At 54.5% G+C, this 13,296-nt stretch carries 12 protein-coding genes and 1 tRNA gene; 4 read left to right on the forward strand and 9 right to left on the reverse strand.

Annotated features, from left to right (window positions below; genetic code table 11):
- Together aroC and prmB are read right to left on the reverse strand one after the other, a co-directional pair.
- Entirely contained in the window at nucleotides 1-1,086 is a 1,086-nt protein-coding gene (gene aroC, locus L3068_RS15965; protein ID WP_014884680.1) for a chorismate synthase, read from the reverse strand.
- A 60-nt stretch (nucleotides 1,087-1,146) separates the two neighbouring features.
- A complete protein-coding gene (gene prmB / locus L3068_RS15970) occupies nucleotides 1,147-2,079 on the reverse strand; it encodes a 50S ribosomal protein L3 N(5)-glutamine methyltransferase (protein WP_014884681.1) in 933 nt (310 codons plus the stop codon).
- Nucleotides 2,080-2,224: 145 nt separating this feature from the next.
- Between prmB and smrB the strand changes: the two genes are divergently transcribed.
- Nucleotides 2,225-2,776, forward strand: a complete 552-nt coding sequence (gene smrB, locus L3068_RS15975; RefSeq protein ID WP_045281766.1) for an endonuclease SmrB — start codon at nucleotides 2,225-2,227, stop codon at nucleotides 2,774-2,776.
- A 47-nt stretch (nucleotides 2,777-2,823) separates the two neighbouring features.
- On the opposite strand, the gene sixA is transcribed toward smrB, so the two are convergent.
- The 4 genes from sixA to L3068_RS15995 all read right to left on the reverse strand — a co-directional run bounded on the left by sixA (nucleotide 2,824) and on the right by L3068_RS15995 (nucleotide 7,506).
- Entirely contained in the window at nucleotides 2,824-3,309 is a 486-nt protein-coding gene (gene sixA / locus L3068_RS15980) for a phosphohistidine phosphatase SixA (RefSeq protein ID WP_014884683.1), read from the reverse strand.
- 209 nt (nucleotides 3,310-3,518) lie between these two features.
- On the reverse strand, nucleotides 3,519-5,666 hold the full coding sequence (gene fadJ / locus L3068_RS15985) for a fatty acid oxidation complex subunit alpha FadJ (RefSeq protein WP_117580782.1): 2,148 nt from the start codon (nucleotides 5,664-5,666) through the stop codon (nucleotides 3,519-3,521).
- Complete coding sequence (gene fadI, locus L3068_RS15990; RefSeq protein ID WP_023330992.1) at nucleotides 5,666-6,976, reverse strand: acetyl-CoA C-acyltransferase FadI; 1,311 nt, start codon at nucleotides 6,974-6,976, stop codon at nucleotides 5,666-5,668. The genes fadJ and fadI overlap by 1 nt, the downstream gene beginning before the upstream one ends.
- A 245-nt stretch (nucleotides 6,977-7,221) precedes the next feature.
- Nucleotides 7,222-7,506, reverse strand: a complete 285-nt coding sequence (locus tag L3068_RS15995; protein ID WP_014884686.1) for a YfcZ/YiiS family protein — start codon at nucleotides 7,504-7,506, stop codon at nucleotides 7,222-7,224.
- 372 nt (nucleotides 7,507-7,878) lie between these two features.
- On the opposite strand from L3068_RS15995, the gene fadL reads away from it, so the two are divergent.
- Nucleotides 7,879-9,162, forward strand: coding sequence for a long-chain fatty acid transporter FadL (gene fadL / locus L3068_RS16000; protein WP_014884687.1), 1,284 nt, complete (start codon nucleotides 7,879-7,881; stop codon nucleotides 9,160-9,162).
- A 44-nt stretch (nucleotides 9,163-9,206) separates the two neighbouring features.
- Here fadL and mlaA read toward each other — a convergent pair whose 3' ends face one another.
- Nucleotides 9,207-9,959: a phospholipid-binding lipoprotein MlaA gene (mlaA, locus tag L3068_RS16005; protein WP_023338584.1), complete on the reverse strand. Its 753-nt coding sequence runs from the start codon at nucleotides 9,957-9,959 to the stop codon at nucleotides 9,207-9,209.
- 315 nt (nucleotides 9,960-10,274) lie between these two features.
- On the opposite strand from mlaA, the gene L3068_RS16010 reads away from it, so the two are divergent.
- Together L3068_RS16010 and L3068_RS16015 are read left to right on the forward strand one after the other, a co-directional pair.
- The gene (locus L3068_RS16010; RefSeq protein ID WP_117580780.1) at nucleotides 10,275-11,204 is read left to right on the forward strand and encodes a formate/nitrite transporter family protein; all 930 of its coding nucleotides are present in this window, start codon (nucleotides 10,275-10,277) and stop codon (nucleotides 11,202-11,204) included.
- 75 nt (nucleotides 11,205-11,279) lie between these two features.
- Nucleotides 11,280-11,351 (forward strand) — tRNA-Arg (locus tag L3068_RS16015).
- A gap of 44 nt (nucleotides 11,352-11,395) precedes the next feature.
- Here the strand turns inward: L3068_RS16015 and L3068_RS16020 are convergent.
- Complete coding sequence (locus tag L3068_RS16020) at nucleotides 11,396-12,715, reverse strand: VasL domain-containing protein (RefSeq protein ID WP_117580778.1); 1,320 nt, start codon at nucleotides 12,713-12,715, stop codon at nucleotides 11,396-11,398.
- A 96-nt stretch (nucleotides 12,716-12,811) separates the two neighbouring features.
- Nucleotides 12,812-13,282, reverse strand: coding sequence for a hypothetical protein (locus L3068_RS16025; protein WP_117580777.1), 471 nt, complete (start codon nucleotides 13,280-13,282; stop codon nucleotides 12,812-12,814).
- Nucleotides 13,283-13,296 lie beyond the last annotated feature (14 nt).

Genomic DNA, 13,296 nt, shown 5'->3' on the forward strand with positions numbered 1-13,296 from the left:
TTACCAGCGTGGAATGGTGGTCGTCACATCCGCATTCTGCGCGCGCTGACGCAGGAAGTGATCCATCAGCACGATCGCCAGCATCGCTTCTGCGATCGGCACCGCACGGATCCCCACGCAAGGATCGTGACGTCCTTTGGTGATCATCTCAACTTCTTCGCCAGAGCGGTTAATCGTGTGGCCCGGCACGGTAATGCTGGAGGTTGGCTTCAGGGCAATATTCGCAACAATCTGCTGCCCGCTGCTGATCCCGCCGAGGATGCCACCCGCATGGTTGCTCTGGAAGCCCGCTTTCGTGATTTCGTCGCGGTTCTGGCTGCCGCGAAGCTGAACCACGTCAAACCCGTCGCCAATCTCTACGCCCTTCACCGCGTTGATGCTCATCAGCGCGTGCGCAATGTCAGCGTCGAGACGGTCAAACACCGGCTCGCCCCAGCCTGGCGGCACGCCGTCGGCCACCACGGTGACCTTCGCCCCAATGGAGTCACCCTCTTTTTTCAGGCCACGCATCAGCTCGTCCAGCGCATCCAGCTTGTCGGCATCGGCGCAGAAGAACGGGTTTTGCTCAACCTGGTCCCAGTCTTTAATGGCCAGCGGAATATCGCCCATCTGGGTCAGACAGCCGCGAATGACGATGCCAAATTTCTGCTGCAGGTATTTTTTGGCAATGGCACCCGCCGCCACGCGCATTGCGGTTTCACGCGCGGAAGAGCGTCCGCCGCCGCGATAGTCGCGGAAACCGTACTTTTGCTCGTAGGTATAGTCAGCGTGGCCCGGACGGAATACGTCTTTAATAGCGCCGTAGTCCTGAGAACGCTGGTCGGTGTTTTCGATCAGCAGACCAATGCTGGTCCCGGTGGTGCGGCCTTCAAAGACGCCAGAGAGAATTTTGACCTGATCCGGCTCGCGACGCTGCGTGGTGTAGCGAGAGGTGCCCGGACGACGGCGGTCAAGGTCGTGCTGCAAATCAGCTTCAGTCAGTTCGATGCCGGGCGGTACGCCGTCAACGATACAACCTAAAGCCAGCCCGTGCGACTCACCAAAGGTGGTCACGCGGAATATCTGTCCAATACTGTTTCCTGCCATCACGGCTCCGATGTTGTTGTTTGTGTTTGAGCGTTGTGAAACGGGCCGAAGCCCGCTGGATTAATCTTTATAGATACTGAAGTATTCGCGCGCGTCGAGCAGCTGCGCTTTGGTCAGCATAAAGACGCCGTCACCGCCGTTATCGAACTCAAGCCAGGTGAACGGCACATCCGGGTACTGCTCTATCAGATGTACCATGCTGTTGCCCACTTCACAAATCAGAACACCGTCGTCGGTCAGGTAATCCGGCGCGCAGGCCAGAATGCGACGAGTCAGCTTCAGGCCGTCAGTGCCTGACGCCAGACCCAGCTCCGGCTCATGACGGTATTCATTTGGCAGATCGGACATGTCTTCCGCGTCGACGTACGGCGGGTTAGTGACGATCAGGTCGTACTGCAGCGTCGGCAGGTCGCGGAACAGATCCGAGCGGATTGGCGTAACGTGATGGATCAGGCCGTGCTCTTCAATGTTGTGCTCGGTGACGGCCAGCGCGTCGGTAGAGATATCGACGGCGTCCACTTCCGCTTCCGGGAAGGCATAGGCGCAGGCAATCGCGATGCAGCCGCTGCCGGTGCACATATCCAGAATGTGCTGCGGCTGATGGTGAATCAGGCCTTCAAAGTGGTTGTTGATCAGCTCACCAATCGGTGAACGCGGCACCAGCACGCGCTCATCAACATAGAATTCGTGGCCGCAAAACCAGGCTTTGTTGGTCAGGTAGGCGACCGGAATGCGTTCGTTGACGCGGCGGATCACCCGCTCAACAATGCGGTGTTTTTCACTGGAGGTCAGGCGCGCGGTGCGCATGTCTTCCGGAATATCCAGCGGCAGATAAAGAGACGGCAGCACCAGCTGAACGGCCTCATCCCACGGGTTATCGGTACCATGACCGTACCAGATGTTGGCGGCGCTGAAGCGGCTAACCGACCAGCGCAACATGTCCTGTATGGTATGCAGCTCGTTTACTGCTTCATCGACAAATATTTTATCCACTCTTTCCTCCAGGGCATGCTCGCATAATTTTCGGCGGCTAGTTTGCCATGAAGACGGCGATAAATCAGCAATGACGCGTCGCGCTTGAGGTTAAAAAATGCGTTTAGTCGGGTACACTATCGGAAATACGAGATGAGAATGACGAATGAAAAAGAAAACATCGCTCAGCGAGGAGGATCAGGCTCTCTTCCGCCAGCTGATGACCGGGACGCGTAAAATCACGCAGGACACCATTGTCCATCGCCCGCAGCGTAAAAAAATCAGCGACGTTCCGGTCAAACGACTGCTGCAGGAGCAGGCTGATAACAGCCACTATTTTTCAGATGAGTTTCAACCGCTGCTAAATACGCAGGGCGCGGTGAAATACGTGCGCGAGGACGTCAGCCACTTTGAGCTGAAAAAATTACGTCGGGGAGATTATTCACCGGAGCTGTTTCTCGATCTGCACGGATTAACGCAGATGCAGGCGAAACAGGAGCTGGGGGCACTGATCGCCGCCTGTCGCCGCGAACACGTGTTTTGCACCTGCGTGATGCACGGCCATGGGAAACATATTCTTAAGCAACAAACGCCGCTGTGGCTGGCTCAGCATCCACATGTTATGGCGTTTCATCAGGCACCCAAAGAGTACGGCGGAGATGCCGCATTGCTGGTGTTGATAGAAGTTGAGGAGTGGCAACCGCCTGAGTTGCCCTGACAGCATGGCGGGAAGCACATTTGCACCCCGCCCTGTCGCACGTCACGTCAGATAGCTTTTGCCATCTTCAGGTTGCACGGACTCATTTGCCAGTTAAAGACCCCTTTGCCGGTTTCGTCGAGGGTGACGTTGGCAATGGCGGATGTGGTGAACATTGGCGGCGTTTCGCCCGGGCACAACTCAGAAACCAGATAGCCAACCAGTGGCAGGTGGGAAATGACCAGTGCGGAAGCGACACCTTCATTGCACAGTGCCTGAAGGTAGGCGCTGACAAGGCCGACATCACCGCATGGCGTCAGTTCAGGAAGAACATCGACACTGGATGGCAGGTTCATACACTCCCCTACCACGTCCAGCGTCTGTTCAGCACGCAGGAACGGACTCACCAGAACGCGTTCGATATCCACTTTTTGGCCTTTAAGCCAGGTTGCCATCAGACGAGATTCGTCGCAACCACAGACTGTTAAAGGACGTACTGAGTCACTGGCGGCATCGAGTGCCGCGTCGCCGTGACGCATGATAAAAACTTGCATATTGCACCGCTTTTGTTAACCAGAATCACCGGCGTTGACTACCCGCGATAAATGCTCTGAGGTAGAAAACCCGATGGCCGGGCATTGTGCCTGATCCATTCGGTGAATGAAACGCTGTTTTTTACCTCAATGGCGTAAGTATAGTCAATCTCTGTTTACAAAATCGCCAGAACAGGTTCATTCACGTCGGGATTTACCCTTCTTTGACCTCAGCTTACGAGGACAGTTTCCCTTGCAGGCCAAAATGTCTGGCCCCGTTCCGCCATCTGCAATAATTCGTCACACGGTGTAAACCGCGGGCCATATTGCGATGCCAGACGTTGCAGAATAGCCACCACTTCACCCGCGCCGAGTGTATCCATGTAACGGAACGGGCCGCCAAGGAACGGCGGGAAACCAATACCAAATACGGCGCCGATGTCGCCATCCCGTGCGCTCTTGATCACCTGCTCACCAAAGCAGCGTGCCGCTTCATTGAGCATCATCATCACACAACGTTCAGCACACTGAACGGCGGAGAGTCTCCCCTGACCTGAGGTCGGGATAAGCCCATAAACAGAAGGGTCGACCTGTTTCTTGCTTTTACGCCCTTTCGCGCCGTAAAGATAGAAACCGCGTTCATTTTTTCTGCCTTTGCGATCGTCCTTCAAAATTGCAGAAACAATATTTGCAGGCGGCGCAAAACGATCGCCATAAGCGGCTTCCAGTACAGGTATAATTTTAGTGCCGGTGTCTATTCCCACCTCATCCAAAAGTTGGATAGGACCAACGGGGAAGCCAAACTTTACCAGTGCCTCATCGACGTGCTCAATCTTCTCCCCTTCCGTCAGCAGCCGCATCGCTTCGTTGATGTACGGCGCCAGAATACGGTTGACGTAGAAGCCGGCTTTGTCCGCAACCACGATGGGGGTTTTGCCCTGTTTTTTCGCCAGCTTCACCACGGTAGCGATGGTTTGCGGGCTGGTTGTGGCGTGAGGGATCACCTCCACCAGCGGCATTTTTTCTACCGGGCTGAAAAAGTGCAGACCTATCACCTGCTCAGGACGTGCGGCTTTCGCTGCGATATCGCCGATGGGTAATGACGACGTATTCGAGGCAAAAATGGTATGCGGCGCGCAATGCTGTTCAACGTCCGCCACCATCTGCTGCTTGAGCGCCAGATCTTCAAATACGGCTTCAATCACCAGATCGCGGTGCGCAAAACCGCTGTAGTCCGTCGTGCCGGAGATCATCGCCAGGGTTTTATCACGCTCGCTTGCCTTGATATGGCGGCGCTTGACCTTTTGATCAAGGTTCTGCCAGCTGTACTGCAGCGCGTGGTTGATTCCCTTAGGGTTAATGTCTTTGATGCGTACCGGCAGTTTCCCTTTACTTGCGGTAACGAAAGAAATGCCGCCGCCCATCAGCCCACCCCCGAGCACGCCAATTGCACGCAGCGGAGCAGGCTCAGCCTCACTGCCCGGATCTTTTTTCACCTCTGTGCTGGCGAAGAAGATGCTGCGCAGCGCCCGTGACTGCGGCGTCATCGCCAGCTCGCCAAAGGCTTTGGCTTCAGCGGCATAGCCGCTACTGCTTCCCTGTGACAACCCGGTTTCAATCACCTCCAGGATCCGTTTCGCCGCCGGGTAGTTGCCTTTGGTTTTTTGTTCGGTCTTTTTGCCCACCATGTTGAACAGGATCGTCCTTCCCAGAGGACCCGCCAGCACACGCTCTCGCACCGGAAGAGGACGTTTTGGCTGGCGACCTTTCAGCGCCAGTTCTACAGCAGCTTCCAGTAAAATCGCGTGGGGAACGACATCGTCAACCAGACCGGCTTTCAGCGCCTGACGGGCGCGCAGCTGCTTGCCGGTGAGAATCATTTCCAGCGCGGTGCTAACCCCTACCAGGTGCGGCAGACGCTGCGTGCCACCGGAACCAGGCAGGAGACCTAATTGCACTTCCGGCAGGCCCAGAACGGTTTTCGCATCGTCAGTACAAATGCGGCTGTGGCAGGCCAGCGCCAGCTCCAGTCCACCACCCAAACAAGCACCGTGGATCGCGGCAATCACCGGGATCGGCAGCGCGTTGATCTCGGCCATCACCTGCTGCCCCTGACGCGCAAGATCTTCCGCTTCCTGCGCACTTTGCGCCCGGGCGATCATGTTAATGTCGGCCCCGGCAATAAAGTTGTCCGGCTTGGCCGAGATAAACACCAGACCGCGAATGGCCTTGTTTTCGCGGATCTGCCTGAGCATCGCGCGAACCTGAGTGCCAAACTCCGCCTTCAGGGTATTCATTTTTTCGTCAGGCACATCAATGGCGATCACGGCGACGTTGTCGAGGCGAACCGTCAGGTTAAATGCAGATGTCATTTCCATTATTCAGCCTCCAGAACCATTGCAGCACCCAGGCCACCCGCCGCACAGGCGGTCACCAGGCCAAACCCGCCACCGCGGCGACGTAGCTCGTGTAATGTCTGAGTAATCATCCTCGCCCCTGTCGCCGCAAACGGATGACCATAGGCAATCGAACCACCCAGCACGTTGAATTTGCTTTGATCCACTTCACCCGTGGCATGGGCGCGCCCCAGCACATCACGTGCAAAACGCTCGCTTGCCAGCAGCTGTACGTTTGCCAGGGTTTGTGCGGCGAAGGCTTCGTGCATATCAATCAGGGTTAAATCAGCCAGCGACAGCCCTGCGCGATCCAGCGCCAGCGGCGTGGACCAGGCCGGACCTAACAACATGTCCTGCCAGACATCAATGGCGGTGAAGGCATAGCTGCGCAAATAGCCCAGAGGGGTGATGCCCAGCTCTTTCGCGCGGGATTCGGTCATCAGGATCACGGCGGCTGCCCCATCCGTCAACGGTGTACTGTTGGCCGCAGTCACGGTGCCATGTTTACGGTCGAACGCCGGACGCAGTTTGGCGTAATCCGCCAGCGTCGAGGTACCGCGGATATTGTTGTCTTCAACCAATGGTTCCCGATAAGGAGGCGTATAGGCGGTCATCACCTCGTCGGTGAGCTTGCCCTCTGACCAGGCTTTCGCCGCCAGCTGATGTGAACGATGCGCCAGCGCGTCCTGCTGCTCACGGGTAATGCCGTAGGTTTTCGCCATCTGTTCCGCGGTATCGCCCATGCGCAGGCCGGTAGAATATTCTGCGACAGCAGGGGGTACAGGCATCAGGTCGCGCAGACGTAAACGCGAGAAGAGTTTGAGCTTCTGACCGGTCGTGCGGGCTTTGTTTGCATCCACCAGAATACGGGCCAGCTTTTTACTGACGCCAATAGGCAGTACCGAAGAGGAATCGGCGCCTCCGGCGATCCCGGCGCGAATGGTGCCCGCCATGAGGCTTTCCGCCACGTTAGCCACCGCCTGGAAACTGGTCGCACAGGCGCGACTGACACTATAGGCATCCGTATGAACGCTCATCCCGGTGCCGAGGACAATTTCTCGCGCAATATTGGGAGCTTCAGGCATCTGAACCACCTGGCCGAAAACCAGCTGTTCAATGACCTCAGGCGGAATTTCGCTGCGAGCCAGCATCTCCCCCACCACCATTTTCCCCAGATCGACAGCCGGTATGCCATGAAACGCCGTTGCCTGACGCGCAAACGGCGTACGCAAACCACTGACAATGGCAATGCGATCGCCCTGACGGGTAATAAGCGGTAATGCCTGACTCATAACACTCCCCTGTAAAAAATTGACGCAAACGTTAAGTGGTCTGACCTGATAATAGTCTTAACCATTTTTTTACATTCAGCCAATTGGGGAAACGAAAAAGTGCGAGGTAAGACACAGAGAAGAAAAAGAAAATGCCCCTGCAGGGCAGAGGCATTTGTGCGGTTTGTTGCCGGGTGGCGGCGTTGCCTTACCCGGCCTACACGATCGTAGGCCCATGCAAGCGAAGCGCCGTCGGGCAAAAAAGATTAACGCAGGCCCAGCTGGAAAATCAGCGTTTCTGCTTCGCAAGCAAACACGAAGTCAATATCCAGCTTCACGCCGCCGTCCACCTCGGTGAAGGTAGATTTGATTTCGCACGGATCGGATTCAACATCACGCGCACGCTTGCTCAGCGCGGACAGGGTTTCTTCCGCTTCAGCGCGGTTGGTGAACACACGGCTGTAAGACGCTGTGCAATCGGAGTTGTCCATGATGGTGCCAACATCCATACAGCAGCAAACCGGGGTTTCATCAGCACTGCATTTACTCATAGCTCAATTTCCTCTGTATTCGCGCAGCGCGCGAGATAAACACGATGCTGCTATTTTACGCCCCGGCGCAGGCTCTCTCCAGCCGTTAATGGCGCAAAATCGGATAAGTGACCAATATCACACTAAAAAATGATCTAAAACAAAAACCACCCTTTTGACTGAGTCGCGATGGTCACATTTTTGCCAACCAGATCTCGTTTCATGAAACATGTTTGAAAATATTAATAAACAAACTTGCAACATCCCAGCTGGTCAGACCTATACTCTGGCCACTGGTCTGATTTGTCTGTCAAACCTCAGACCCTACACTTCGCGCTCCTGTTACGGTATGTAACAATTATTGAATAAAAATAACTCAATGAGGTTATGGTCATGAGCCAGAAAACCCTGTTCAACAAGACTGCGCTGGCAGTCGCAGTGGCAATCGTCTCCACTTCCGCCTGGTCAGCGGGCTTTCAGTTAAACGAATTTTCTTCCTCTGGCCTTGGCCGCGCGTATTCTGGGGAAGGTGCAATTGCTGATGATGCAGGTAACGCCAGCCGTAACCCTGCACTGATCATGATGTTCGATCGCCCGACCTTCTCTGCGGGTGCGGTATATATCGATCCTGATGTCAACATTTCTGGCAAGTCGCCTTACACAGGTGCGAGCCTGAAAGCGGACAATATTGCCCCGACCGCATGGGTACCCAACCTGCACTTCGTTGCACCTATTAATGAGCAATTTGGCTGGGGGGCGTCCGTCACGTCCAACTACGGCCTTGCAACTGAATTCAATAACAACTATCCGGCAGGTGAATACGGCGGTAAAACCGATCTTACGACGCTGAACCTGAACCTGAGCGGTGCTTATCGTCTGAACGACAGCTGGAGCTTTGGTCTGGGCTTTGATGCCGTCTACGCTGATGCAAAAATTGAGCGTTACTCCGGCGAGCAGACTGCCAGCCTGCCGAAAAACAGCAATAAAATTGCCAGCCTGAAAGGTGATGAGTGGGGCTATGGCTGGAACGCCGGTATCCTGTATGAGCTGGACAAAAACAACCGTTGGGGCCTGACCTATCGTTCCGAAGTGAAAATTGACTTCGACGGCGATTACAAGAGCGGCATCCTGGCGCCAGTCAACAACCTGGTTCCAGGCGCGGGTACCACCATTCCATGGGGCACCTCAAACCAGACAGTTCCAGGTTCACTGTCGCTGCATTTACCAGAAATGTGGGAAGTCTCCGGTTACAACCGCGTGGCACCACAATGGGCTATTCACTATAGCCTGGCCTACACCAGCTGGAGCCAGTTCCAGGAGCTGAAAGCAACCGGCAACAATGGTCAAACGCTGTTCTATAAGGATGAAAGCTTCCACGACGCCTATCGTATTGCGTTGGGTACCACCTACTACTACGATAAAAACTGGACTTTCCGCTCCGGTATCGCATTTGACGACAGCCCGGTTCCGGCAGACAAACGTTCCATTTCCATTCCGGATCAGGACCGCTTCTGGTTAAGTGCTGGTGCGACATATGCGTTCAACGAGAATGCGTCCATCGATGCGGGCGTATCTTATATGCACGGTCAGAAAGTGACGTTCCAGGAAGGTCCGTACGAGTTTACCTCTGAAGGTAAAGCCTGGCTGTTCGGTACGAACTTTAACTACGCGTTCTAAGCGCACTGAAATCGAAAAAGGTGAGCATCGCTCACCTTTTTTATTTATTCCGAATCGATATCTTTGAGTTCGTTTTCGATAGCCTTCGCGTTTGGATTCTCCTCCGGCTTCAGCTTGCCACCGTTGGCAATAAAATCGTGATTCTGGAAGTATGCTTCGCGCACCATAATGTAAGGATCGGAAGACTGGCGCAGCAGACCGTCTGAGTCGAGCAATTGCGCACGGGTTTCAATCCCTTCCACCGTCCATTTACCAATCGACAGCGGCCAGGTCAGCCACGACAGGACTGGATACAGCGTATCGACCATATCGCCACCATCATCACGCACGGTGAAGCTGCCATAGAACGGCAGGTGGACATACGGACCATAACCTACGCCATAATGCCCCAGGGTGCTGCCGAAGCGGTGCGGTTGTTCACGCTGCAGTTTCGGGTTTGCCATGCCGGCGACATCAATAAAGCCGCCCATCCCCAGCAGGGAGTTCAGGAAGAAGCGAGTAAAGTGCACCATCCCCTGATACGGATCGCCCTGCAGGAAGTAGTTCACCATAACCGCGGGCTCTTCGAGGTTGCTGGTAAAATTGCTTAGCCCGTTACGCGCAGGCTGTGGAACATAATCGCGCCATGCCACTGCCACCGGCCGAACCACATACGGATCCAGCACGTTGTAGTTGAAGCTATACATGGAGCGGTTAAATCCTTCGAGAGGATCGGAGCGTCCCGTTTGCTCCCCGGAGCTGGCGCAGCCCACAAGCATCGTCATGCCCAGCGCAAGCGCCGACAGCCGAAGTTTCATAAATATCTCCCTGTTCAGTATGGCTATCGTTGATTGCCATCCGTAACGAAGCATCTGGCGCTCCGTCTGTAAACGTGCAAGTGATTGTAACAGCACGTTTACCGATGTCTATGAGCACAAGCACGGGCAATAAACACCGTGGCTCTGATCTCAGCATAGCCTGGCTTTTGGAATTCGTTTCGCTGGCAATTTTATAATGCCTTTGAAAGAGATGTCTCACCTTTGTTGTCATTACCGCCAATTTAAGAGCATCCCCACAGGCATCCTGATAAAAGCCGCTACGCTTAAAAGAAAGATCAACCTCCGGGAGCCGTTATGAAAGAAGTGGGTGAAGACAAAATTGCAGAGAGCAAAGAGGATATTGAAATTGAGAGCGAGGAGAAAGCGCGCGGCGAGAAGATAGAAGTTGATGAAGATCGCCTCCCCTCCCGCGCGATGGCAATTCACGAACATATACGCCAGGATGGCGAAAAGGAGATGGAGCGCGATGCCATGGCCCTCTTCTGGTCAGCCATCGCTGCGGGACTGTCAATGGGCGCGTCACTGCTCGCAAAAGGGATATTTCATGTTCAACTTGAGGGTGTCCCCGGCGGTTTTTTACTGGAGAACCTCGGCTATACCTTCGGCTTTATTATTGTCATCATGGCCCGCCAGCAGCTGTTTACTGAAAACACGGTGACTGCCGTTCTGCCAGTGATGCAAAATCCAACCCTCGGCAATTTCGGTTTATTGTTGCGTTTGTGGGGCGTGGTCCTGCTGGGTAACATTATCGGCACGGGTATCGCCGCCTGGGCGTTTGAATATATGCCGATCTTTGATGAACCTACCCGGGATGCGTTTGTGAAAATTGGCATGGACGTGATGAAAAACACGCCGGCCGAAATGTTCGCAAACGCCATCATCTCCGGCTGGATTATCGCCACGATGGTGTGGATGTTTCCTTCCGCAGGCAGCGCCAAAATTGTGGTGATCATACTGATGACCTGGCTGATTGCCCTGGCGGACACCACGCATATTGTGGTCGGTACCGTTGAAATACTCTATCTGGTCTTTAATGGTACGCTTCACTGGACTGATTTTTTCTGGCCGTTCGCCCTTCCGACGCTGGCCGGGAATATCTGCGGCGGAACGTTTATCTTCGCGCTGTTAAGCCATGCCCAAATCCGTAACGACATGTCTAACAGACGCAAAGCTGAGCTAAAGGCGCAGGAGAATGAGGGCAATTCGACAAAAAAAACGGGCTGAATGGTGACTCTTTGAGCAGTCAGGCGGCGATGCGCTTAACGCAAAGTGTAAATAACGCTATACTCGTGCCGCCTCGTCCCCTTAGTTAAATGGATATAACGAGCCCCTCCTAAGGGCTAGTTGCAGGTTCGATTCCTGCAGGGGACACTTTGACCTTTCTCTCTTTTTTCAGCCAATTTCGCCCCATCAACTCATTGAGCAGAGGCGTCCTGTTTTATTTGAGCATAACGCGTTGCCAGTTGTTTTAAATGCAGCTCAAGTTGAGTCTTCTCCCCTTCAGGAAGTACATTTCCAGCAGGATACTGCGACAGTCGTCGGAGCTGTTCTTCAGCCGGTATCGATTGATTAAATGACTGCATAGCGGAAAAAACCACTGACTTCAGCTCACTGACGGTCATGTATTTCCCCTTCTGCTCATCCAGACCGTTCAGGCGGTGACCCAGCTTCTCCAGCGTCGCCATTCCCTGATGCCAGCCGTTCAGTTGTTCTGTTGGTAACACCGCGGCATTCCGTTGCTGCTGCCACTGCTGAACCAGAGGCTTAGCCTGCTCCGGCCACAACATCTCAGCCTGTTCCGTGAGTTTTCGGCTGTAAGTCATACTCCAGTCAGGAGGCAATTTATCCAGCAGGGCAAGTTGCTGCTGCGTTTGCGCGATCGCCGTTTTCGGTAACGAAGATTGCTGGCGCAACGTTTTAAGCTGTTCTGGTGACAGAGGTACAGGCAAAGGTGACAATGAGGCTGCAAGCTGAGCCTGTAGCGGGTCAGTACGGTGAATATACTGCCAACCCCATAGTGAAAGTGCGCTTATCACCAGCATGGTCCCCATCCCGGCGACGAAAGATTTCCACTTTTTCATCGGACCGGGTATTGCCGTCTGAACGTCAACATTCGCCGGGTACTCCGACTGTGCGACATACACCCATTTTACTGCTTCGTTCCGGGCGTTATCTTCTTCAACAGGACTACTGGCAGAGACGGTTACTCCCTCGCTGTTTTCCAGCCGGACAGCACTGTTGTGCATCAGGGTACGCAACGTATCCAGCTGGCTATGATGCTTAAGCTCCAGGCGCTGCAGCACCTCCCCCAGCGCGGTGAGCCGTTGCTCAGCCTGGTACAGCTGGCTGAGGTCGCTGTAATTGAGCGGGAGCGAGCGCATCCGTTGCTGCAGACGCTGACTCAGACTGCTGAGGATTTCCATGCGGGCATGAACCGGCTGCGGCCACATCGCCCCCCACTGACGACTAATCAGCGCCTCCAGTATCGCCAGAGCTTCATTGAGCCCGAATAATCCGGCCAGCTGCGTCCGAGCCAGCGTGTACCAGGCCAGCGTCTGAAGCTCCACGCCGTTCTGCTCAAACAGTGAAAGACAAAGTTTCTCGACATGCTGCCAGTTAACGTCTGGACGCGCAGGATGGGTGAGCTTCCTCAGCTCATCACGCAGGGCGGTATAGTCCGGTAGCGTGCGCGGGTCGCCGCCGGTTTTGATTTTACGTGGGATAATGTCATTCATGGCCAGTCGTCCATTTGGCGTATCAGGAGTGAGTGAAGGTCGTCGTTTATGCGGCTTCGCGTGCTGCATATTCAGAGGGGGCTGCAGTACCCGCAGCTATGGCAGAAGCGCCAAAATCAGACCAAAAAATGTGCTCTCATCAAAACGCTGTCCAGAACGTGATAATGCACCCGCCGGAGTATAGGTCCAGTCGCTCACCGTACCTGAACGCATAAATAAACGCCCCAGTGACGATATGCTTCCTTTAGTGTGAAAGGCCGCTTCCACACATCCGGTCACGCCCTGACCGTACAAAAATACCGGCGTAAACGTTACAGACCGGTCGTCGTAATGCAGGACGATACCGGGAATGTCAAAAGCCCCGCCCTCCACCAGCAGGTCCGTGACCGATACAGTGAACGGCTCCATATTCAGTCCGGTACCTGTCAGCCACGCGTCCATTTGCTCCTGAAGCTGTGCCATTCGCTGGCGGAACGCTGCAATATCGGCCTGAGTTTTACTGGTAAATGAAACCGGAACTGGCTGTCTGGCCTGTAGTTTTTTGAGGAACTGTGATTTTACTGACATGGTGTTTTCTGGCC

Source organism: Enterobacter cloacae complex sp. ECL414, assembly GCF_021869685.1.
In the GTDB taxonomy this organism is placed as follows: Bacteria; Pseudomonadota; Gammaproteobacteria; order Enterobacterales; family Enterobacteriaceae; genus Enterobacter; species Enterobacter kobei.

Coding starts and splice junctions, on each gene's coding strand:
- aroC (WP_014884680.1), bottom strand. CDS start 1,086: ATGGCAGGAAACAGTATTGGACAGATATTCCGCGTGACCACCTTTGGT.
- smrB (WP_045281766.1), top strand. CDS start 2,225: ATGAAAAAGAAAACATCGCTCAGCGAGGAGGATCAGGCTCTCTTCCGC.
- sixA (WP_014884683.1), bottom strand. CDS start 3,309: ATGCAAGTTTTTATCATGCGTCACGGCGACGCGGCACTCGATGCCGCC.
- fadJ (WP_117580782.1), bottom strand. CDS start 5,666: ATGGAAATGACATCTGCATTTAACCTGACGGTTCGCCTCGACAACGTC.
- fadI (WP_023330992.1), bottom strand. CDS start 6,976: ATGAGTCAGGCATTACCGCTTATTACCCGTCAGGGCGATCGCATTGCC.
- L3068_RS15995 (WP_014884686.1), bottom strand. CDS start 7,506: ATGAGTAAATGCAGTGCTGATGAAACCCCGGTTTGCTGCTGTATGGAT.
- fadL (WP_014884687.1), top strand. CDS start 7,879: ATGAGCCAGAAAACCCTGTTCAACAAGACTGCGCTGGCAGTCGCAGTG.
- mlaA (WP_023338584.1), bottom strand. CDS start 9,959: ATGAAACTTCGGCTGTCGGCGCTTGCGCTGGGCATGACGATGCTTGTG.
- L3068_RS16010 (WP_117580780.1), top strand. CDS start 10,275: ATGAAAGAAGTGGGTGAAGACAAAATTGCAGAGAGCAAAGAGGATATT.
- L3068_RS16020 (WP_117580778.1), bottom strand. CDS start 12,715: ATGAATGACATTATCCCACGTAAAATCAAAACCGGCGGCGACCCGCGC.
- L3068_RS16025 (WP_117580777.1), bottom strand. CDS start 13,282: ATGTCAGTAAAATCACAGTTCCTCAAAAAACTACAGGCCAGACAGCCA.